Annotated in this window: 18 protein-coding genes and 2 tRNA genes; 9 read left to right on the top strand and 11 right to left on the bottom strand. The window is 72.4% G+C overall.

The window, feature by feature from the left end; translation table 11 throughout:
- Positions 1–665: 665 nt before the first annotated feature.
- Complete coding sequence (locus ACGFIA_RS27085) at positions 666–887, top strand: hypothetical protein (RefSeq protein ID WP_357386367.1); 222 nt, start codon at positions 666–668, stop codon at positions 885–887.
- Between the two features lie 5 nt (positions 888–892).
- Here ACGFIA_RS27085 and ACGFIA_RS27080 read toward each other — a convergent pair whose 3' ends face one another.
- Together ACGFIA_RS27080 and ACGFIA_RS27075 are read right to left on the bottom strand one after the other, a co-directional pair.
- On the bottom strand, positions 893–1,690 hold the full coding sequence (locus ACGFIA_RS27080; RefSeq protein WP_357473174.1) for a carbon-nitrogen hydrolase family protein: 798 nt from the start codon (positions 1,688–1,690) through the stop codon (positions 893–895).
- Positions 1,691–1,729: 39 nt separating this feature from the next.
- On the bottom strand, positions 1,730–2,563 hold the full coding sequence (locus ACGFIA_RS27075; protein ID WP_357473177.1) for an EamA family transporter: 834 nt from the start codon (positions 2,561–2,563) through the stop codon (positions 1,730–1,732).
- A gap of 41 nt (positions 2,564–2,604) precedes the next feature.
- On the opposite strand from ACGFIA_RS27075, the gene ACGFIA_RS27070 reads away from it, so the two are divergent.
- Positions 2,605–3,228 (top strand): XRE family transcriptional regulator, encoded by a 624-nt coding sequence (locus tag ACGFIA_RS27070; RefSeq protein WP_357481040.1) that lies wholly within the window; start codon positions 2,605–2,607, stop codon positions 3,226–3,228.
- Between the two features lie 23 nt (positions 3,229–3,251).
- Here ACGFIA_RS27070 and clpX read toward each other — a convergent pair whose 3' ends face one another.
- From clpX to ACGFIA_RS27045, 5 genes are all read right to left on the bottom strand, one after another.
- Positions 3,252–4,544, bottom strand: a complete 1,293-nt coding sequence (clpX, locus tag ACGFIA_RS27065; protein WP_091423211.1) for an ATP-dependent Clp protease ATP-binding subunit ClpX — start codon at positions 4,542–4,544, stop codon at positions 3,252–3,254.
- 227 nt (positions 4,545–4,771) lie between these two features.
- Complete coding sequence (locus tag ACGFIA_RS27060; RefSeq protein ID WP_013288034.1) at positions 4,772–5,434, bottom strand: ATP-dependent Clp protease proteolytic subunit; 663 nt, start codon at positions 5,432–5,434, stop codon at positions 4,772–4,774.
- A 14-nt stretch (positions 5,435–5,448) separates the two neighbouring features.
- Positions 5,449–6,090, bottom strand: a complete 642-nt coding sequence (locus ACGFIA_RS27055) for an ATP-dependent Clp protease proteolytic subunit (RefSeq protein ID WP_013288035.1) — start codon at positions 6,088–6,090, stop codon at positions 5,449–5,451.
- 175 nt (positions 6,091–6,265) lie between these two features.
- The gene (tig, locus tag ACGFIA_RS27050; RefSeq protein WP_357386358.1) at positions 6,266–7,612 is read right to left on the bottom strand and encodes a trigger factor; all 1,347 of its coding nucleotides are present in this window, start codon (positions 7,610–7,612) and stop codon (positions 6,266–6,268) included.
- Between the two features lie 149 nt (positions 7,613–7,761).
- Positions 7,762–7,835: transfer RNA gene (locus tag ACGFIA_RS27045), tRNA-Pro, on the bottom strand.
- A 150-nt stretch (positions 7,836–7,985) separates the two neighbouring features.
- On the opposite strand from ACGFIA_RS27045, the gene ACGFIA_RS27040 reads away from it, so the two are divergent.
- Positions 7,986–8,059, top strand: a tRNA-Gly gene (locus tag ACGFIA_RS27040).
- A gap of 92 nt (positions 8,060–8,151) precedes the next feature.
- Positions 8,152–8,460, top strand: a complete 309-nt coding sequence (locus ACGFIA_RS27035) for a hypothetical protein (RefSeq protein ID WP_393262736.1) — start codon at positions 8,152–8,154, stop codon at positions 8,458–8,460.
- Positions 8,461–8,549: 89 nt separating this feature from the next.
- Here ACGFIA_RS27035 and ACGFIA_RS27030 read toward each other — a convergent pair whose 3' ends face one another.
- Positions 8,550–9,320 carry a hypothetical protein gene (locus ACGFIA_RS27030; protein WP_393262733.1) on the bottom strand — a complete coding sequence of 257 codons (771 nt, stop codon included), beginning with the start codon at positions 9,318–9,320 and terminating at the stop codon, positions 8,550–8,552.
- A gap of 54 nt (positions 9,321–9,374) precedes the next feature.
- A complete protein-coding gene (locus ACGFIA_RS27025; RefSeq protein ID WP_357481057.1) occupies positions 9,375–9,824 on the bottom strand; it encodes a nucleoside deaminase in 450 nt (149 codons plus the stop codon).
- 171 nt (positions 9,825–9,995) lie between these two features.
- On the opposite strand from ACGFIA_RS27025, the gene ACGFIA_RS27020 reads away from it, so the two are divergent.
- On the top strand, positions 9,996–10,508 hold the full coding sequence (locus tag ACGFIA_RS27020; protein WP_393262730.1) for a hypothetical protein: 513 nt from the start codon (positions 9,996–9,998) through the stop codon (positions 10,506–10,508).
- Between the two features lie 9 nt (positions 10,509–10,517).
- Here ACGFIA_RS27020 and ACGFIA_RS27015 read toward each other — a convergent pair whose 3' ends face one another.
- A complete protein-coding gene (locus ACGFIA_RS27015) occupies positions 10,518–11,165 on the bottom strand; it encodes an MOSC domain-containing protein (protein ID WP_393262727.1) in 648 nt (215 codons plus the stop codon).
- A 129-nt stretch (positions 11,166–11,294) separates the two neighbouring features.
- Between ACGFIA_RS27015 and ACGFIA_RS27010 the strand changes: the two genes are divergently transcribed.
- Together ACGFIA_RS27010 and ACGFIA_RS27005 are read left to right on the top strand one after the other, a co-directional pair.
- A complete protein-coding gene (locus tag ACGFIA_RS27010; RefSeq protein WP_393262724.1) occupies positions 11,295–14,210 on the top strand; it encodes an Hsp70 family protein in 2,916 nt (971 codons plus the stop codon).
- Between the two features lie 77 nt (positions 14,211–14,287).
- Positions 14,288–16,411, top strand: coding sequence for a M14 family zinc carboxypeptidase (locus ACGFIA_RS27005; RefSeq protein WP_357481069.1), 2,124 nt, complete (start codon positions 14,288–14,290; stop codon positions 16,409–16,411).
- A 61-nt stretch (positions 16,412–16,472) separates the two neighbouring features.
- On the opposite strand, the gene ACGFIA_RS27000 is transcribed toward ACGFIA_RS27005, so the two are convergent.
- A complete protein-coding gene (locus ACGFIA_RS27000) occupies positions 16,473–18,353 on the bottom strand; it encodes a propionyl-CoA synthetase (protein ID WP_357473212.1) in 1,881 nt (626 codons plus the stop codon).
- 156 nt (positions 18,354–18,509) lie between these two features.
- On the opposite strand from ACGFIA_RS27000, the gene ACGFIA_RS26995 reads away from it, so the two are divergent.
- Together ACGFIA_RS26995 and ACGFIA_RS26990 are read left to right on the top strand one after the other, a co-directional pair.
- Complete coding sequence (locus ACGFIA_RS26995) at positions 18,510–18,761, top strand: hypothetical protein (RefSeq protein WP_269704528.1); 252 nt, start codon at positions 18,510–18,512, stop codon at positions 18,759–18,761.
- 201 nt (positions 18,762–18,962) lie between these two features.
- Positions 18,963–19,442: a hypothetical protein gene (locus tag ACGFIA_RS26990; RefSeq protein WP_393262720.1), complete on the top strand. Its 480-nt coding sequence runs from the start codon at positions 18,963–18,965 to the stop codon at positions 19,440–19,442.
- Positions 19,443–19,540: the final 98 nt, after the last annotated feature.

The following is a 19,540-nucleotide window of genomic DNA, read 5'->3' as shown; positions in this document are numbered from 1 at the left end:
CGTCCTGAGCCAGGATCAAACTCTCCAACAAAAACTTGTCGAACAGCATCCTGACAACAAAAGTGTTGCCAAAGGAATCCCAACCAGCCAGACAACAGCCTGACCAGTCCGGGGTATAAAACAATTGGCACTGGCTTTACAAGCACCCTGTTGAGTTCTCAAAGAACAACCACACACCAACCAGAAACCCCGCATCAGCGGAATCCCCGTTTGGGGCAACCTCTCCAACCTACTCGGTCTTGCTTTCGTCGTCAACCTCGTGTTTTAGGTGATCAACTTGGCTCGACCAGACCCACGCTGACGCTCGCCGTTTCCGGCGGTCGTTGCTGTCGTGAGTTTCGGCGGACCGGCCGGCGCCGCTTCCGCGACCACCCGCCCGGCTCCCTGCCGGCTTTCGAACTCTACCCGGTCGGCTTCGCGTTCGCAACTCCGTCTCCCGGAGCTTCGAGCACCGCCCGAATCTCAGTCTGGCTCGGCGTCACCGCCACCAGCCTGGCGCCCGTTCTCGGCCGGTTTGCCCGGCCTCCCGCGTGCAGAGAGAAAGTTACGCGGACGCGCCGCCGAAGGCAAATCAATGATCGTCGTTGGCCGGGACGCGACCGTTTCCGCGATAAGCCGCGGTCGAAGGGGGTCGCCCGGAGCGGTGCCGTGCCAGAGTGGTCGGCATGGATGATCCGTCCCCGGTCCCGGCCGTCGCCGAGGATGCTCTCCTCGGGCTCCTGCTGCCGTTCTGGCAACTGGTGATCGGGGCCGTCGTGCTCGCCGTACTGGTGCTGTCGGTCAGACGCCTGGCCCGGCGCGGCCCCTCCCGGATGACCACCGCCCTGCTGGTCACGGCGGCGGCGATCGCCGGGATCGCCGCCCTGGGTCTGCTCCTGGGCGGCTGACCGGGTCAGAGCCGGCGGTTGGCCAGGCTGGGCAGCTCGCTGCGGATCGTCCGCAGCCGCTCCAGGTCCAACTCGGTGACCGCCAGCCCGGGACCGTCGGCGACCTGGCTCAGGACCGTCCCCCACGGGTCGACCACCATGCTGCGGCCGAAGCAGGTCCGGCCCGGGTCGTGGTCGCCTGTCTGTCCGGCCGCCGCCACGAAGCACTGGTTCTCGATCGCCCGCGCGCGAAGCAGCACCTCCCAGTGGTCCCGCCCGGTGTGCATCATGAACGCCGCCGGCACGACGAGCAGTTCGGCGCCGCCGTCGACGGCAAGCTGGCGGTACAACTCGGGGAACCGCAGGTCGTAACAGATGGACAGGCCCACCCGAAGACCCTCGACGTCGACCACCACGGGCTTCTCGCCGGGCGCGACGGTTGCCGACTCCCGGTAGGAGACGCGACCGGGGATCTCCACGTCGTACAGATGGATCTTCCGGTACGCGGCGGCGAGCGCGCCCTCGCGGTCGAAGACCAGGGAGGTGTTCCAGGTGTGCGCCGGGTCCGGACCGGCCTCGTGGAACGAGCCCGCGATCACCCACATGCCCAGGCGGCGGGCGGCCTCGGCGAAGAACCGCCCCACCGTGCCGTCGACCGGCTCGGCCGGCGGCATCCCGTCGGCGTGACCGAGGTAGTCGACGTACTCCGGAAGGAGGGCGAGATCCGCGCCGGCCGCCGCGGCCCTGACCAGCAGGGCCTCGGCGGCGGCGAGGTTCGCCGCCCGGTCGTCGCGGGCGTTGAGCTGGCAGACGGCGACACGCATGACCCGAGGGTACGGGCGGAAGCAGGCGTACGACAGGGCTCAGACGCTGGACAGCACGAGCGCGGCGGCGGCGAAGCCGAGCCCGGCCAGCTGCACCGGCCGCAGCCGTTCCCGGTCGATGACGAGCGCGAGCAGGACGGTGCTCGCCGGGTAGAGCGAGGCGATGGCGGACACCACGCTCAGATGTCCCCGTCCCGCGGCGGCGAGGAAGAACGCGTTGGCGGCCGCGTCGAGCAGGCCGGCGGCCACTGTCCAGCCGAACACCCACCGCCCCAGGCGCAGGCGCGTGCCGGTTCGGGCGGCGAGCGCGAGGCCGAACGTCACGGAGCTGAAGCGTATGGCGAGCACCGGCCACATGCCGGCGCTCTCGTCGGCCTGGCCGAGCAGCGCGAAGAAGACTCCGAAGAGCAGCCCCGCGGCGAGTGCCATGGTCAGGACGCGGCCGGAGACGCGGCGCGCGGCACCACGCTCCCCCATGCTGACGAGCCCGATGGCGACCACTGCGAGCCCGGCGCCGCTGAGCGCGACAGCGCCCGGGGAGTGGGCGAGGGCCAGGCCGGCGACGATCGGCACGATCGCCGCGGTGATCGCGGTGACCGGCGCGACGACGGCCATGACGCCGGTGGCCAGTGCGCGGTAGAGCAGGATGACGCCGCCCGCGCCGGCAATCCCGGCGAGCAGACCCCACCCCAGGTCGAGCGGGCTCGGGGTGCCGGGCACGACGAGAACGAGCACCACCAGCAGTGGGAGACTGAGGATCTGTGACACGACGGTGACGGCGATCGGGTCGGCGCGTTGGGACGCCTTGCCGCCGCAGAAGTCGGCGGTGCCGAAGGTGACCGCGGACACGGCGGCGAAGACAACGGGAAGCACCCGGAAGTCGTACCACAATAGTGACCATGAAGGACAGTGTGATGACCGACGCTAGCGGACGGGTGGGCGCGGTGACCTCCGCGGTCGCCGGCCAGGTACGTGAGTTGCGAGCGGCCCGCGGCTGGTCCTTCGAGGAACTGGCCGGCCGGTCCGGCGTCAGCAAGGGCATGCTCGTGCAGATCGAGGGCGCCCGCACCAACCCGAGCATCGGCACGCTCTGCCGGGTCGCCGACGCATTCGGCGTGAGCATCGCCCGGCTGCTGGAGCCGGCCGAACAGAGCACCGCACGGGTCAGCGCGGTGGACGAGGCGCCGGTGCTGTGGCGCGGGCCCAACGGCGGAGTCGCCCGCCTGCTCAGTGGTCTCGGCGAGCCCGGCCTGGTCGAGCTCTGGGAGTGGCGGATCGAGCCCGGCGAGGAGCTGCGCTCCCCCGACCACGCCCACGGCACGCGGGAGATCCTGCACGTCCTCGACGGCACCGCGACCGTCACGGTCGACGGCGTCGACCACGAGGTACGCGCCGGCGAGACGGTCGAGTTCCACGCCGACCGGGAGCACGGCTACCGCACGGACGGAGACGAGCCGGTACGCCTGATGATGGTGGTGGTGACCCCGTCGGGCGAGTGGGATCGGCGGGCCCGTTCACGCGGACCGCGCCCGGGCTGACCCGGGCACGGTCACGACGGCGGTCAGGCCGACTTCTCCTCGCGGTCCCGCCGGCGCCGGCCGGTGAACTCGCGGGGCACGATCGTCGGGTTGACGTTCTCCAGGACGACCTCGCGGGTGATCAGCACCCGGGCGGCGTCGGGGTTGCTCGGCACCTCGTACATCACGGAGAGGAGGACCTCTTCCATGATCGCCCGCAGGCCCCGGGCGCCGGTGCCGCGGAGCATGGCCTGGTCGGCGATGGCCTCCAGCGCGGGCGGCTCGAACTCCAGCTCGACGCCGTCCAGCTCGAACAGGCGCTGGTACTGCCGGACCAGCGCGTTGCGCGGCTCGGTGAGGATGCGTACCAGGGCGCTGCGATCGAGGCTGCGCACGTTGGTGATCACCGGAAGCCGGCCGATGAACTCGGGGATCAGCCCGAACTTCAGCATGTCCTCCGGCATGACCTGGCTGAAGATGTCGTCGGTCGACCGCTCGGAGACCGACCGCAGCCGGGCGCCGAAGCCGGTGCCGCCGGAGCCGGTGCGGGCCTCGATGATCTGATCCAGCCCGGCGAACGCGCCACCGCAGATGAACAGCACGTTCGTGGTGTCGATCTGGATGAACTCCTGGTGCGGATGTTTGCGCCCGCCCTGCGGCGGCACGTTGGCCACAGTGCCTTCGAGCATCTTCAGCAGCGCCTGCTGCACGCCCTCGCCGGAGACGTCCCGGGTGATCGACGGGTTCTCCGACTTGCGGGCGATCTTGTCGACCTCGTCGATGTAGATGATGCCCGTCTCGGCGCGCTTGATGTCGTAGTCGGCGGCCTGGATGAGCTTCAGCAGGATGTTCTCGACGTCCTCACCGACGTAGCCCGCCTCGGTGAGCGCGGTGGCGTCGGCGATCGCGAACGGGACGTTGAGCATCCGGGCGAGCGTCTGCGCCAGGTGGGTCTTGCCGCAGCCGGTCGGGCCGAGCAGCAGGATGTTGGACTTGGCCAGCTCGACACCGTCGGTGCCGGAACCCGGGGCACCCGCGGCCTCCGCCTGGATCCGCTTGTAGTGGTTGTAGACCGCTACGGCGAGCGCCTTCTTGGCCTGCTCCTGACCGACGACGTAGTTGTCGAGGAACTGGCAGATCTCCATCGGCTTGGGAAGCTCTTCCCACTTCACCTCGCCGGACTCGGCCAGCTCCTCTTCGATGATCTCGTTGCAGAGATCGATGCACTCGTCGCAGATGTAGACACCGGGGCCCGCGATGAGCTTCTTGACCTGCTTCTGCGACTTGCCGCAGAAGGAGCACTTCAGTAGGTCGCCGCCGTCACCGATCCGTGCCACCTACGTTCTCCCTGCACTCATCGGCCGGAACGCCGGCCCTGACCTGCGAGCGCCGGAGCGCCCGTCCGTCCTGTCGTCCCACCATGCTGTCGAGTCCACCCGATCCGACCGGCGGAGCGGTACAGACCCGACGTTACCCGGTGGCCGGGTTTTCTCCGACCCCCAAAACGGGTGTGTCAGAGGTCGACCGGGAACGATACCCCGATCGACCTCCGACCACACCTTGATCAGCCTGCGGCGTGCGACGCCAGCAGACCCTTCTTGCGGCTGGTCAGAATCGTGTCGACCAGCCCGTACTCCTTGGACTCCTCGGCCGTCATGATCTTGTCACGGTCGATGTCCTTGCGGACCTGCTCGATCGGGCGGTTGCAGTGGCGGGACAGCATGTCCTCCAGCTGCGTCCGCATCCGGAGGATCTCCCGCGCCTGGATCTCGATGTCCGAGCCCTGGCCGTAACCGCCCTCGGTGGCCGGCTGGTGGATGATGATCCGGGAGTTGGGCAGCGCCATCCGCTTACCCGGGGTGCCCGCGGAGAGCAGCACCGCCGCCGCGCTCGCCGCCTGCCCGAGGCAGACGGTCTGGATGTCCGGGCGGACGTACTGCATGGTGTCGTAGATCGCCGTCATGGCGGTGAAGGAGCCGCCGGGCGAGTTGATGTACATGATGATGTCGCGGTCCGGGTCGGTACCCTCCAGCGTCAGCAGCTGGGCCATCACGTCGTTCGCCGACGCGTCGTCCACCTGGACGCCGAGGAAGATGATCCGGTCCTCGAAGAGCTTGTTGTACGGGTTGGACTCCTTCATCCCGTACGACGTGCGCTCGACGAACGACGGCAGGACGTAGCGGTTGTGCACGGCCGCGAACTGGGGCGGCAGGCTCAGGTCGGTCATCGTCAGCTCCTCGGTCAGCTCAGGGTCCCGGCGCCATCCGGAACCTGCGCGGCCCCGATGATCACCTTGTCGATGAAGCCGTAGTCCATGGCCTCCTGGGCGGTGAACCAACGGTCACGGTCCGAGTCCGCCTCGATCTGCGCCTGGGACTGGCCGGTGTGGAACGCGACCCGCTCCTGGAACATCCGCTTGGTGTAGAGCATCTGCTCGGCCTGGATCGCGATGTCCGACGCGGTGCCGCCGAGGCCGCCCGACGGCTGGTGCATCATGATCCGCGCGTGCGGCAGGGCGTACCGCTTGCCCTTGGTGCCCGCACAGAGCAGGAGCTGGCCCATGGAGGCCGCCATGCCCATCGCCACGGTCGAGACGTCGTTGTCGATGTACTGCATGGTGTCGTAGATCGCCATGCCGGAGTAGACCGAGCCACCCGGCGAGTTGATCCAGAGGAAGATGTCGCGGTCCGGGTCCTCCGCGGCGAGCAGCAGGAGCTGCGCGCAGATGCGGTTGGCCACCTGGTCGTTCACCTCACTGCCCAGGAAGATGATCCGTTCCTTGAGCAACCGGTTGTAGACCGAGTCGTCGAGGTTGCCAATGGAGTCGCCACCGCGGGCCTCGTTCACCCGGAGCGACTTCTTGGGGATGTGCATGTCGGTCATGGCAGCCCTTCGCTCTCCGTACCGTCCTACCCGACACTAACCGCTCAGCCGGGGGGCGTACTCCCGGTCGGGGCACTGTTCGCTCTCAGCGCAGTCACCCGCACGGCGTACCCCGGAAAGGGTTTCGGCCGCCTCCCGGCGCGCAGCGCGGGACGGCGGCCGACACCCCCGATGATCAGTGCTGGTGGTCGTGCTCGGCCTCGTTCTGGGCCCGCAGGGCGTCGAGGGAGACCTCGTTGCCCGCCGAGTCCTTGATCTTGATCTTCTCCATCACCGCGGCGAGCGCCTTGCCCCGGCGGACGTCGCCGAAGACGGCCGCGGCGGCGCCGGAGCGGACCAGCTGGTCGTAGTACTGCTGCGGGGCCATGCCGGCGCGCTGCGCCCGGTGCACGATCTCGTGACCGAACTCGTCGTCGGAGACCTGCACGTCCTCGGCGTCGGCCAGGGTGTCCAGCAGGAGCTGGATCTTGACGCCGTCCGTCGCCGCCTCGGTCAGCTCGGTGTCGATCTGCTCCTCGGTCTTCTCCTCCGCCGCGAGGTATTCCTCCAGGGAGGCGCCGATGCGCTCGAGCTGGTCGACCATCGCGGCCTTACGGCTCTCGACCTCCTCCTTGACGACGCCCTCGGGCGCCGGCACCTCGGCGGCGGCCACCATCTGCTCCAGGGCCTTGTCACGGGCGGCGTAGATCTGCTCGACCTGCTTGCCCCGGGTGACCCGCTCACGCAGGTCGCCGCGCAGCTCGTCGATCGTGTCGAACTCGCTGGCCATCTGCGCGAAGTCGTCGTTGAGCTCGGGGAGCTCCTTCTCCTTGACCGTGCGGACGGTCACCGCCACGTCGGCGTCGCGGCCGGCGTAGTCGCCGCCGACGAGCTGCGTGGTGAAGGTGGTGTCGTCGCCCGCGGCCAGGCCGACAAGCGCCTCGTCCAGACCCGGCAGGAGCTGCTTGCTGCCCACCTCGTGCGAGATGTTGCTCGCCGAGCCGCCCGGAACCTCCTCGCCGTCAACGGTGGCGTTCAGGTCGATCTGCACGAAGTCGCCCTCCTGGGCGGCCCGCTCGACGGTCTTCAGCGTGGCGAAGCGCTCGCGCAGGCTGTTGATCTGCTCGTCGATCTCGCTGTCGGCGATCTCGATCTCGTCGACGGTGACCTCGATGGTGGCCGGGTCCGGCAGGGTGATCTCCGGCCGGACGTCCACCTCGGCGGTGAAGTTGAGCGAGTCGCCGTCGTTGAACTCCGTGATGTCGACCTCGGGACGGCCGAGCGTCTTCAGGTCGTGCTCCCGGACCGCGGCGAGGATGTTCTGCGGGATGGCCTCCTGGATCGCCTCGTTGAGGACGGTCCCCCGGCCCACCCGCTGGTCGATCACGGCGGCCGGGATCTTGCCCCGGCGGAAGCCGGGAACCTGGACCTGCTGGCCGATCTCCCGGTACGCCTTCTTGAGGCTCGGCTCGAGCTCGACGAACGGCACCTCGATGGCGAGCCGCACGCGCGTCGGGCTCAGAGTCTCGACGGTGCTCTTCACAGGCGTACTCCTTGACGGATCTGGGTGTTGGTTCTGGGGCGTGATTGCGCGCATCGAGTGTAGGCGAGCCGGCCGACGGCATCGGCAGTGCCCGGGCACCGCGCGGAAAAAACCGGCGGTTCCCGGGACGATCCGGTCGCGAACGACAGTCGGGGTGGCGGGATTTGAACCCACGGCCCCTCGCTCCCAAAGCGAGTGCGCTACCAAGCTGCGCCACACCCCGGTGGCGACGAAGAGTGTATGCCGTCCGGCCACCCGCGCGGGTGACCGGGGCGCGGTGTGGCGGCGTTCGGGGCCCGCCCGGGGTACGCGCTGCGCGACGTCCGCCACGATTGGGTACGCTGTCGGCGCGCCCCGCGATGGTGGGGTGCGCGCGGGCGTAGCTCAATGGCAGAGCTTCAGTCTTCCAAACTGACGGTGCGGGTTCGATTCCCGTCGCCCGCTCCAACAACTCCTGGGCGCACTCCCGGCTTCCCCCAGGGCATTCGGGATCATTGATACGATCCGTGCCCGCGGAGAAGCGATACGCGGCAGCGGCCTTGTCGCTGACCGTCGGGATGCTTCTCTCCGCGTGCGGCGGCACCGCCTCCCCCGACGAGCAGATGGACTACCTGCGCTCGATGGCCCAGCACGGCGTCGAGCACCATGCGGCGACGAGCCCTGGCCCGGTCGGCGACCAGGAGGAGTGCGCTGACGCCTACCACCAGCTCTACGACGGTCCCACCGGCGACAACGCGCCACACGTCGGCGACTACGCGGAGCGGGCTGCCTTGCGCAAGGAAGGCGAGCGGTTGTTCATCGAGAGCTGCGTGACCGGCGAGCCGGCGCCGGTGACCGGGGAGCCGTGACCGTCCGGGCAACACGCGGCTGGCACCTGGGCGCCGCGCTCGGCCTCTTCACCGGCCGCGTGCCGTACGACGAGCCGGACGTGCACTGATCAGCCGGCAGTGGTGGTCACGACCGCCTCGGCGGCGGGCGCGGCCGGACGCCGCCGGCTCGCGAGGACGACCACACCGATCAGAAGGAGCACGAGCGAGAGCGGCACCAGCACGGGAGCGAGCGCCCGCCAGACCGGCCATACCGGCTCGGCGAGCCCGTTCGCGGCCAGGTCCATCCAGGTGAGGGCGGCGCCCGGGAACAGGGCGACGACCACCGGCGTGCCGACCAGCAGGGGTACGGGCCAACGACGCCGCGCCACCTCCCGGAACAGTGCCGCACCCGCGACCGCGCCCAGCAGGGTGCCGATGATCGTGGCGGCGGTGAACCCGCCGGGGGCGGAGGGCTCGATGCGCAGCCTCGACCCGTACGCGCGATGGGTGAGCGTGACCGTCAGCCCGTCCCGCTCGGCGCGCAAACCGTGGCACGGGGAGCCCGGCATCCGGCGGATTTCCCGCCACCCGCGTGTCTCGGCGGCACCTCGCATCCGCTCGGACAGCGCGCAGTCGGCGTCGTCGCCGTACTGGAACTCGAACCGGCTCCCGCCCACCTCGTCAGCGGCCAGGAAGACGCCGTACCGGTAGCCGCGCACGCTCATCGAGCCGGTCGGCTCGGTGCCGGGAAGCAGCTCGCCGGCCGCGCTCCGAGCCGTGTCGGAGCCGACCGCCACGGCGCCCCGGCCGCCGTACCAGGACCCGGCGGCCAGGCCGGCCGTACCGAACAGCACGGCGCCGAGCAGCACCATCGCTACGTACCCCAGCCGACGCCTCACCGGACCACACCCCCTGACAGTGCGGCACAGCGTAGCCATCGCGTGCCATCCCCATCACCCGGTGCGAGGACGCGTTCCCTGGTGGTGCTCCTCGATCGGCCGTCGTGCCTCGTCGAACAGCGCCGGCCCGTCGTACCGCACCGGGCGCCGCGCCGCAGTGGCCGGCTTCACCTGCTCGAACTGCTCGGCGGACAGCGCGTACACGACCCGGCCGAGGCCGGACGCGTCGATCGCGACGGCGCACATCGGGCAGGGCTGGCAGCTGGTGTACATGGTGGTGGCGACCGCTGCCTCGGGGGTGAGCTGCCGGGCGGCCCAGCGGGCCAGCTTCAGCTCCGGGTGGGCGGTGACGTCGTTGTCGGAGACCACCGTGTTGTGGTCCTCGATCAGGACGGTGCCGTCCGCGCCGACGAGCAGCGACCCGAACGGCCGTTCGCCGGACGCGCCGGCCCGGTCGGCGAGTTCCACGGCGCGGCGCAGGAACGCCTCGTCATCGGGTGTCATCGGCCCTCCAGGTGGTCGGTCCACGACGGCGAGCCGGGCCCGGTCGCCGCTGCGGACATACGCGTCGCACCGGTGAATTCGATCGCGTGCGCGTCCCGGTGTCCAGCCACAGCGCCGTCGCCTCGTCAAGCGGCCCGGAACCCACCGACATGCGCCGACGTCGAAGCGGCCATGAGACTTCGTGCCCTGCTTGTCGTCGCCATGGCAGCTCTCGGCCTCGTCGTGGTCATGTCCCCCGCCGAACCCGCCTGGGCGTGCACCTGCGCCGGGCCCACGACCGCGATGGACGAGCGCGCCGAGAGCATCGTCGTCGGCACCGTCTCGCAGGTGACCGACCGCGCGGTCCGGCTCACCGTCGACTCCGTCGAGAAGGGCGACGCCAGGGTCGGGAGCACGCTCGGGCTGCGCGTCTGGCCCGACGAAGCCGCTTGCGGCTACGACTTCCGCCTCGGCATCCGGTACCGGGTGAATTCGACAGGCGGCGCCACCGGCCTGTGCGCCGGCATCCGCGAGATGTCGGGCCCGACGTCGGCCGCCCCATCGTCCACGGTCTCGGCGCAGCGGACGCAGGCCGCGGGACGGCACGTCCCCGGCGCCTGGTGGATCGCCGGCGCGGTGGCGGTGGCGGTGCTCGCCGCCGCCGGGTCGGTGGTGGCGGCCAGGCGGCGCGTGCGGCGCGGCTGACAGGCGCGCTCAGGACAGGCGGCGGCGGATCCGCGCCATGTCCTCCTCCGGCAGCGCGTCGGCCACCAGCAGCCGGGGCAACAGGTCCGGCTCCAGCGTCGTGGCCCGGAACACCAGGGCCACTGTCACGTCGTGGTCGGGCCGGCGCACGACCTCGACCGGGTCGCCGGCGCCGACGCTGCCCGGCGTGACCACCCGCAGGTACGCCCCGGGCCGTACCGCCTCGGTGAACCGCTTGATCCAGCCCTGTTCGCCCAGCCACCCCTGGAACGTGCCGCAGGGGATGCGCGGGCAGGAGACCTCCAGCACCAGGTCCGGCCCGATCCGCCACCGCTCGCCGATGAGCGCGCCGTTGACGTCCAGCCCGCGGGTGGTCAGGTTCTCCCCGAAGCTGCCGTCGGCGAGCGGGCGGCCCAGTCCGGCCTCCCAGTGGTCCAGGTCCTCCCGCGCGTACGCGTAGACGGCCTGGTCGGTGCCGCCGTGGTGGGCCACGTCGTAGACCCGGTCACCGGCGAGCCCGACCGCGCCGGTGCCCTTGGGTCCGGGGGCGGTGACGGCCACCCGTCCGTCGACTGGCCGCTTGTCGATGCCGGTGGCCCCGATCCCCTTCCAGGGGTTCGGTTGCGGTCGGCCGACGTTGACGGAGATCACCTTCATGACCGCGACGGTATGCGGCCACGGTCCCACCGGCCACCCCATTCCGCCGGGCCGGGTGGGCGGCGGGGCGGCGTGGGCTGCGTACGATGCGGGCCGGACATCCTCGTCGGGTGGTGGAGGTAGCCGCGGATGGCAGGCCAGCAGGACGGTTTCGCCCTCGGCGTGGACCTCGGCACCTCGAACACCGTGGCGGTGCTGCGCTGGCCGGACGGGCGCACCCGGCCGGTGCTGGTCGACGGGCACCCGATCCTGCCGTCCGGCGTCCACGCCGACGCGGACGGTCACCTGCACGTCGGGCGGGACGCGCAGCGCCTGGCCCAGGCCGACCCGGCCGGTTACGAGCCGAACCCGAAGCGCCGGGTCGACGAGGAGACCGTCGAGCTGGGCGGGCGGGCGTACCGGCCGGCGGAGCTGCTGGCCGCGACGCTGCGCGCGGTAGCGGACGCGGCGGTGGCGGCGGTCGGGATGCTGCCCCCGGCGGTGGTCACCCACCCGGCGGCCTGGACGCCGGCCCGCCGTCAGGTGCTGCACGACGCGCTGGAACTGGCCGGCTGGCCGGCGGCGGCCGAGCACACGCTCGCCGGGCCGATCGCGCCCGGCACCCGGCTGCTGCGCGAGCCGGTGGGCGCGGCGCGCTACTTCACGCAGGTGCTGCGCCGGCCGGTGCCGGTGGGCGGCGCGGTGGCGGTGTTCGACTTCGGCGGAGGCACGCTCGACGTGGCGGTGCTGCGCAACGAGGGCGCCGACCCGTGGGGCGACTCCGGTTTCCAGCTGGTCGCCACCGGCGGGATCCCCGACCTCGGCGGGCTCGACCTGGACGCGGCCCTGCTCGGGCGGCTCGGCGAGCTGGTCGGCCCGGCCCACCCGCGGGAGTGGGCCCGGCTGACCGACCCGAGCACCACCGCCGAGCGGCGGGACCGCCAGCAGCTCTGGGACAACGTGCGCGGCGCGAAGGAGATGCTGTCCCGGGCCATGGTGGCGCCGGTGGCCGTACCGGGGGTGGAGGCGGCGGTGCCGCTGACCCGGGAGGACTTCGAACGCCTGGCCGCGCCGCTGCTGGCCCGGGCGGTGACGGAGACCCGGGAGGTGACCGCCGCCGCCGGGCTGCGCCCGGAGCAGCTGTCCGGCCTGTTCCTGGTCGGCGGGTCGACCCGGGTGCCGCTGGTGGCCCGGCTGCTGCACGCCGAGCTGGGCATCGCGCCGACAGTGCTGGAGCAGCCGGAGATGCCGGTCGCCGAGGGCGCGCTCACGGACCTACCGCTACCTCGCCGGTCCGGCCGTCCCGCCGTGCCGGCCCAGCACGCGCCCCCGCATCCCGGACCGGCGGGGCCCCCGCCGCCGGCAGGCGAGGCGCCGGCCGCCGGCACGGCGAACGCGGCCACTGTCGCCGCCGGTGCGACGAGGACGAACCCGACCGCGCGCCTCGGCGGGCCGGACGCGGCGTCCGCCGGACCGCACGGCACGCTGGTCGCCGACGGCGCCGCCCCGCAGACGCCCTTCACCAGGTACGACGGCACGCCGCTCGCCGGTCCGGTTCCGCCCCAGCCCACGAGGTACGACGGCACACCCGCCGCCCACGGTCCGGTTCCGCCCCAGCCCGCCGGGGGATACGGCGCCCCTCCGCCCGGCGGCGGCTGGCAGCCCGGCGTACCCGGGGCGCCCTTCTCCCCCGCGCCGAACGGTGTCCGGCCCGGCGGCGGCCGGCCCCGGCGCGGCCGGTGGATCGCGCTCGGCGCGGGTCTCGTGGTGGTCGCCGTGGCGGCGTCGGTGCTGCTCTGGGTGTTCCGGGACCGGCACCCGGCGCTGGACTTCCACGCCCCCGAGTTGGTGCGGACGGTGGCCGCCGGTGACACGCGGCCGGACCAGATGTTCACCGCGACGCTCGGGGACCGCGCCTACCTGGCCCGCTCGTTGCCCGACGACCATCTCCACGTGACAGCAGTCGAGGCGTCGACCGGCAAGACCGTCTGGGAGACGCGGACCGACGCGAGCGCGCAGCGGTGGGCCGGGGTCCGGGCGCTGCCCGACGGGCTGCTCGTCCTCTCCGACGCCACCGGCGGCGACAACCCGCGCGTGCTCGCGGTGCTCGACGGCGATTCCGGCGAGCAGCGCTGGCGGACCGACGTCGGCCGCGACGACACCCTGTACCTCGGGCCCGACACGATCGTCCGGCTGGACCGCACCGGCGAACGCCTGGCCGGGCTGCGGCTCAGCGACGGCCGGCAGCGGTGGGAGCGGCCCAACCCGCGCACCGAGTACGGCGACGCGCGCACGAAGGTGTTGCCGGTCGCCACCGGTGCGGCGCTGGACGGCGCCGCCGACGCCGAGGGCGCGCCGCTCGCCCCGTGGGCGGGGAAGGCGGACCGGCTCGTGCAGGTCGGCGCGGACCGCTCGGTCCGGGTGCTTGACATGCGCACCGGGAAGATCCTCAAGGAGCGGGGCAACGTGGCCGGCCTCGACGATCCGATGGCCGCCCGCGACGACCGGCTGTACGTCGCGGAGGACGAGCGTGGCCTGCGGCTGCTCGCCTACGACCTGGGCAGCCTCGGCACGCCGGGCGTGCTGTACGAGGCGCCGGAGCAGGGCGGCCGGGTGAAGGATCTGGTCACCTGCGGTGAGCGTCGCGTGTGCCTGCTGGAGACGACCGGCAGCGGCGCCGACGACACCCGCGTGGTGGCGGCGACCGAGGGTGCGGGCACCCGGCAGTGGGCGGCGCCGCGCGCCGAGTCGCTGGTGCCGGTCGGTGAGCACGTGCTGGCCGGGCGGGCCTCGCCGGACGCGGTGACGCTGTTCGCGCCGGACGGCACCGCGGTGCGGGAACGGGACGGGTCGGCGGTCCGGCTGGACGCCGGCAACGTGCTGATCTTCTCCAAGGCCCCGAGCAGTTTCGAGGACGACCGCGTCCTCGCCGGTATGGCGGTGGACGGCAAGCCGGTCGAGATGGGGCAGCTGAAGCAGATCCGCAGCGCGTCCTGCTCGTGGAACACCGAGATGCTGGTGTGCGGCGCGGAGAAGGGGTTCCAGCTGTACCGGTTCGCCGGCTGACCGGAAGTGAGCTTGACAGCGATCGATGCCTCGACTGGTGTGAGCGGCAGAGAGATCGACGTTCGTCAGGAGGCCCCGTGTTCGTCCGACGACGGTGGACCGCACTCACCGCCACAAGCATCCTGATCGCCGCGGCGCTGACCCACCCCGGGCCGGCCGCCGCCGCACCGCCCGTCCCCACGATCACGCTCGCCCCCACCGAGACCGCCCTCGTCCGCGTGCGGCTCGCCGACCGGGCGCAGCTCGACCGCCTGGTGGCCGGCGGCGCCGACCTGGCCAACCGCCCCCGCTCGCGCGACGGCGAGCTGACCGCCGACCTCGTCCTCACCGGACGGCAGCTCGCCGACCTCACCCGGCAGGGAGCCACCGCCGTGCAGGTGGTGCAGCGCGCCGACGACGGGGCCCGGCGCCTGGCCGAGAGCCGCCGCGCCGCGCAGGACCGCACCCGCGCGGGGCTGCGCGCGAGCGGCACCACCGCCGCTGTCGACACGCTCCAGTTCCTCCAGGCGTACTGGTGGACCACGGGCGGGCGGACGTTCCTCCAGGCCCAGGTGGCCACCACCGCCACCGACGACCCGGACGTGGAGATCACGGTGGGCTGGCGGACCGCCGACGGCGCCACCGGCTCGTTCCCGCTGTACCGCTTCGAGGACTCGGGCGAATACCAGTACCACTACGCGCTGCCGCAGCCGGTGCCGAGCCGGCCGGTGCAGCTCACCGCCACCTCCACGCTGGGCGGGACGAGCCGGCCGGTGACGCCGTCGCTCTGGCCGAACGCGTCCCCGCCGCCGCAGCCGGCCGGCTACCAGAGGGACTTCATCGACGCGTACCTCACGCCGGTGGACATCAGGGCGCGCGTCGCCCGGCTCGGCCGCCAGTACCGCGACCTGGTCGACGTGATCGACCTGCCGAACAAGACCCAGGGCTACCGCCGCAACGCCGCCGCCTACCTGGGCGACCCGGCGGTCGCCGCCGTGGTGGTGGAGTCGGTCCGCTTCGGCGACCAGGGCATGAACGGCGTGCGGGTACGCACCGTCGACCCGGGCCGGCCGAACCGGCCGCTGAGCATGCGTTACCGGGACCGGGTGCTCACCGTCTCGCTGGCCACCGACCGGGCGGGCAAGGTGACGAGCACCACCGACGACGTCGCCGCCCTGATCAGCGCCCCGCGCGGCGCCCGCTTCCGGGCCACCGTGGAGGAGGGCTCGGCCGGGCTGCCGATGCCGGTGGCCGGGCCGGTACGCCTCGACGACGGGTTGCAGGGCACCGAGGTGCCGGCCCGGCCGTGGACGGTGCAGGCGCTGCGCATCGGCAAGCACCGTGACGGCTCCCGGATCGGCGTGCTGGCGTACTCGCAGGAGCACGCCCGGGAGTGGGCGACGCCGCTGGTGACGCTGGAGTTCGCCGAGCGGCTGCTCGCCAACGCCCGTACCGACGCGGCCACCCGCCAACTGCTGGAGCAGGTGGACGTGTTCGTCATCCCGACCGTCAACCCGGACGGCGCGAACTACTCGTTCCACGACTACAACTTCCAGCGCAAGAACCTGGTAAACCACTGCACCGGCGAGGCTCGGGACCCGAAGTACCGCACCATGTGGGGCGTCGACGTCAACCGCAACTACACGGTCGGCTCCCTGTTCGACGGGTACGTGGGCGCGAGCACCAACTGCCTCGCCGGCAACTACGCGGGCACCGCCGAGCTGTCCGAACCGGAGAGCCGCAACGTGATCGACCTGGCCAAGGCCCACCCGAACATCAGGTTCGCGATGAACGTGCACTCCTACGGTGGCTACTTCATGTGGCCGCCCGGGGCGTACAAGGCCGACGGGCGGGTGACGCTGCCGCGCCCGTCGATCGACGAGTCGACCCTCTTCCTGGGCAGCGCGCGGCGCATCGTCGGCGCCATCGCGGCCGAGCGCGGCACCGTCACCTGGCCGTCGCAGACCGGCCCGGTCGCCGACGTGCTCTACTCGGCGGCCGGCAACTCCGCCGACCAGCTCTACTACGAGCTGGGCATCTTCGCCTGGGACTTCGAGGTCGGGAACGACAGGTGGAACGAGGCCACCGGCCAGTGGGAGGGCGTCGGCTTCCAGCCGCCGTTCGACGAGGCGCACGCCGAGGCGCAGGAGTACGCGGGCGGCCTGATCGAACTGGTCCGGGTGGCCCGCGACTACGCCGCCCGCAACCCGGTCCGGCGCTGACCGCAGGCGGTCCCCGGCCGGCCGATCCGGCCGGCCGGGGACCGCGTCAGCCCCGCACAGTTCAGTCTGCGGTGCCGAGGTCGCGGAAGACGGCGAGCGCACCCGGGTCGTCGATGGTCGCCGGCACCGGCTCGTCGCGCCCCTCCACCAGGCCCCGCATGGTGCGCCGCAGGATCTTCCCGGAGCGGGTCTTCGGCAGCGCCGGCACCACACTCACCCGGCGGAACGCGGCCACCGGGCCGATCCGCTGCCGGACCAGCGCGACCAGCTCGGCGGCGAGCGCGTCCGGGTCCACGTCGGCGCCGGCCTTGAGCACCACGTACCCGCTGGGCACCTGCCCCTTGAGCGCGTCGGCCACGCCGATCACCGCGCACTCGGCCACCGCCGGGTGCGTCGCCAGGACCTCCTCCATCGCGCCGGTGGACAGGCGGTGCCCGGCCACGTTTATGACGTCATCGGTGCGGCCCATCACGTACAGGTAGCCGTCCTCGTCGAACCGGCCGCCGTCGCCGGTCAGGTAGGTGCCGGGGAACGTGGACAGGTAGGAGCGGACGAACCGCTCGTCGTCGCCCCAGAGCGTGGGCAGGCAGCCGGGCGGCAGCGGCAGCCGGATCACTATCGAGCCGTCAGTGCCCGGCGGCACGTCGCGGCCCGCGCCGTCGACCACGCGCACGTCGTAGCCGGGCACCGGCACCGACGGCGACCCGGGCTTGATCGGCAGCGGCTCCAGGCCGCGCGGGTTGGCCGCCACCGGCCAGCCGGTCTCCGTCTGCCACCAGTTGTCGACGACGGGTACGCCGAGCCGCTCCCCCGCCCAGGCCCAGGTGTCCGGGTCCAGCCGCTCACCGGCGAGGAAGAGGGTACGCAGCGCACTCAGGTCGTACCGGGAGATGTGCTCGCCCTCCGGGTCCTGGCGGCGGATCGCCCGGATCGCTGTGGGCGCGGTGAACAGGGCGGCCACCCGGTGCTCGGCGGCGACGCGCCAGAACGCCCCGGCGTCGGGGGTGCCGACCGGCTTGCCCTCGTAGAGCACCGTGGTCGCGCCGGTGAGCAGCGGCGCGTACACGATGTAGGAGTGGCCGACCACCCAGCCCACGTCGGAGGCGGCCCAGAAGACCTCGCCCGGCTCGATGCCGTAGACGTTGCGCATCGACCAGCGCAGCGCCACCGCGTGCCCGCCGTTGTCCCGCACCACGCCCTTGGGCCGGCCGGTGGTGCCCGAGGTGTAGAGGATGTAGAGCGGGTCGGTGCCGGCCACCGGCTCGCACGGCGCCGGTTCCGCGTCCGCCATCACCTCGTCCCAGGTCAGGTCGCGGCCGGGCACCAGCGGGGCCGGGTCCTGCGGGCGCTGCACCACCACGCATCGCTCCGGCGCGTGCGTGGCCTCGTCCAGCGCGGCGGCCAGGATCGGGTGGTACGGCACCACCCTGTCCACCTCGATGCCGCAGGAGGTGGCGACCACCACCTTCGGCCGCGCGTCGTCGATCCGGACGGCCAGTTCGTGCGCGGCGAAGCCGCCGAAGACCACCGAGTGCACCGCGCCGATCCGGGCGCAGGCCAGCATGGCGACCACCGCCTCCGGAACCATCGCCAGGTAGAGCAGGACCCGGTCGCCCCGGCCGACGCCGAGGCGGCGCAGCGCACCGGCGAACCGGGCGGTCTCGGCGAGCAGTTCGGCGTACGTGAGGGTCCTGACGGTGCCGGTGACCGGGCTGTCGTGGATCAGCGCGGGCTGGTCGCCCCGGCCGGCGGCGACATGCCGGTCCAGCGCGTTGTGGCAGGTGTTCAGCACCCCGTCGGGAAACCAGCGGTACAGCGGCGCCGCCGAGTCGTCGAGGACGCGGTCCGGTGGGATGACCCAGTCGATGTCGGCCGCCGCGTCCCGCCAGAAACCGGCCGGGTCGGTGATGCTCCGCTCGTACGCTGATCGATACGCGCCCATGCCGTCATGCTGCTCCGCGACACCGCGCCGGCACGACGGCCGACCGGGTCCGGTGCGCCGGAAGCACGCCCCGGCTCGCCGAACGGCCCCTCACGGCGGTGGGTGGTGGCCGGCCCCGGCCGTTTCCGGCGGGCCGGGCCGGGGTAGGGCGGGCACATGGAGACGAACACGAAGGCGTACCTGGTCGGCGGTCCCCGCGACGGCAGCAGCCAGGACGCGGACGGCAAGGCCCTGGTGGAGATCGAGATCGACGGGATGATCCACCGCTACATCCGGACCACCAAGCAGCACGGCGACGACGGCGTGGTCTACAACTACGACGGCATGGTGGCGCCCGGTGGCGGCGAGCCGGGCGTCGAGGACCCGGCGGCCCGGGTCGCGTCGCCGAAGGCCGACGAGCAGCGGTGACCGCTCAGCCCAACGGGCGACGGATGAAGCCCGTGGGGCGGGGTAAGGCAGAACGGTCCTGGTGGAGCGACGACCGGCGTCGCGGCGTACCGCGGCCGGACGCGGGCGGGCGGCACGAATGCCGCCCGCCCGCGCATTCCGCGGACCGGCCCCGGCAAACCGAGTTTGATCAATGACGGGCATCGACTAGCGTGCCCAGGCGTGAAAACGAACCGGATCATCCCGATCCTCTTTGCCTGTGCCGTGCTGGGCCTCGCCGCGTGCGGCGACGAGAAGCCAGCGACCACGGCCGGGCCGGCGGCCACCTCGGCCTCCGCCGTACCCTCCACGGCGGCCTCCTCGCCCTCGGCGGCCGCGATGAGTGACAAGGACCTCTGCACCGCCGCAGAAAAGATCAACAAGGACATGCGGGCGAAGCTCATGACCGCCGTGCAGTCGGGTGGCGACCTGACGAAGCAGACCGGCGAGATCCTGACCGAACTCGGTGACCGGGTGGCCAAGCTGGCCGGGACCGCCGGGGACGGCAAGGCGGCCACCGCCCTGAAGGAGTTCGCCGCGGAGGCCGGCAAGGCGGGCTCGGCCGCCGACCCGGGAACCGCCGCCGACAACCCGGCCATGGAGAAGGCCAGCAAGGACATCAACGCCGCCTGCAAGACCGCCGGCGCCCCGACCACCTTCTGACACCCCGGGTCGGGGGGGGGGGGGGGGGGGGGGGGGGGGGGGGGGGGGGGCGGCGGGGCGGGGCCGGCCGCGAGGGGGCCGGCGAGGCCGAGCGCGCC

Source organism: Micromonospora sp. NPDC049203 (assembly GCF_043197215.1).
Taxonomy (GTDB): domain Bacteria; phylum Actinomycetota; class Actinomycetes; order Mycobacteriales; family Micromonosporaceae; genus Micromonospora.
This window is presented reverse-complemented; position numbering and strand designations above follow the sequence as displayed.